Annotated in this window: 1 protein-coding gene and 1 pseudogene; both read right to left on the bottom strand. The window is 72.9% G+C overall.

Translation table 11 applies throughout. The features are described 5' to 3' along the window. Window positions 1–151 precede the first annotated feature (151 nt). Window positions 152–742, bottom strand: a 591-nt coding sequence (locus tag AOK16_RS28880) for an IMP dehydrogenase (protein ID WP_240483743.1), incomplete at its 5' end; no start/stop codon positions are given. A gap of 2 nt (window positions 743–744) precedes the next feature. Further along, window positions 745–1458 (bottom strand): annotated as a pseudogene (locus tag AOK16_RS28885) (IMP dehydrogenase); the annotation flags it as partial. Window positions 1459–1498: the final 40 nt, after the last annotated feature.

Genomic DNA, 1498 nt, shown 5'->3' on the forward strand with positions numbered 1-1498 from the left:
CGCCTGCCCACAGCGCGGCGCACACCGTGCCGGCGGCGGGCCCGTGGCTCGCTGGCCAACGTCGGTCGCACGGCCGACAGGCCGTCAAAAGGCCGTGTGGCCCCGCCCGTTGACACGGGCGGGGCCACACGGCCGGAGTGGCGGAGAGACGTTACTGCCAGCTGGCGTGCAGCGGCTTGCCCTCGGCGTAGCCGGCCGCGCTCTGGACGCCGATCACGGCTCGCTCGCGGAACTCCTCCAGGGAGCCCGCGCCCGCGTACGTGCAAGAGCTGCGCACGCCCGCGATGATCGAGTCGATCAGGTCCTCGACGCCCGGCCGGGCCGGGTCCAGGAACATCCGCGAGGTGGAGATGCCCTCCTCGAACAGCCCCTTGCGGGCGCGGTCGTAGGCCGACTCCTCGCTGGTGCGGTTCTGCACGGCGCGCGCGGAGGCCATGCCGAAGCTCTCCTTGTACGGCCGCCCGTCGGCGGTGTGCTGGAGGTCGCCCGGCGACTCGCAGGTGCCCGCGAACCAGGAGCCGATCATGACGTTGGACGCGCCCGCGGCCAGCGCCATGGCGACGTCGCGCGGGTGCCGCACGCCGCCGTCGGCCCACACGTGCTTGCCGAACTTCCGCGCCTCGGCGGCACATTCGAGCACAGCCGAGAACTGCGGGCGCCCGACACCGGTCATCATCCGGGTGGTGCACATCGCGCCCGGGCCGACCCCGACCTTGATGATGTCGGCCCCGGCCTCGACCAGNNCCCGGCGTCGAGCAGCGCCTTGGCGCGCCCGGCGACATCGCCGTTGATTCCGACGGCGGCGGCGACGCGGAGCTTGCCCTGGGCGTCGGTGGCCGGGGTGTAGAGGGTGGCCCGCAGGGCGCCCTTGCGGTTGAGGATGCCGACGAGCCTGCCGTCCGCGCCCACCGCGGGGGCGATCCGGCGATGGGCGGCGTCGAGGCGGTTGAAGGCCTCGCGCGGGTCGATGGAGGCGTCCAGGACCAGCAGGTCCCGGGACATGACCTCGGTGAGCTGGGTGAAGCGGTCGACGCCGGTCAGATCGGACTCGGTGACGATGCCGATCGGCCGCCCGTCCTCGACCACGACGCCCGCGCCGTGCGCGCGCTTGGGCAGCAGGGACAGCGCGTCGGCGACCGTGGCGTGCGGGGCGAGCACGATCGGGGTGTCCAGGACGAGGTGGCGCTGCTTGACCCAGCCGACGACATCGGCGACGACGTCGATCGGGATGTCCTGCGGGATGACGACGAGCCCGCCCCGGCGCGCGACGGTCTCGGCCATCCGGCGCCCGGCGATCGCGGTCATGTTGGCGACCACGAGCGGGATGGTGGTGCCGGTGCCGTCGTGGGAGGACAGGTCGACGCCCTGGCGGGACCCCACCGCGGAGCGGCTCGGCACCATGAACACGTCGTCGTACGTCAGGTCGTACGGCGGCTTCTGGTCGTTGAGGAAACGCATACTAACTCTCTCACCTGCGGTTTTACGGGGTGGGCGGGTG

Source organism: Streptomyces pathocidini (assembly GCF_001418495.1).
Lineage (GTDB): Bacteria > Actinomycetota > Actinomycetes > Streptomycetales > Streptomycetaceae > Streptomyces > Streptomyces pathocidini.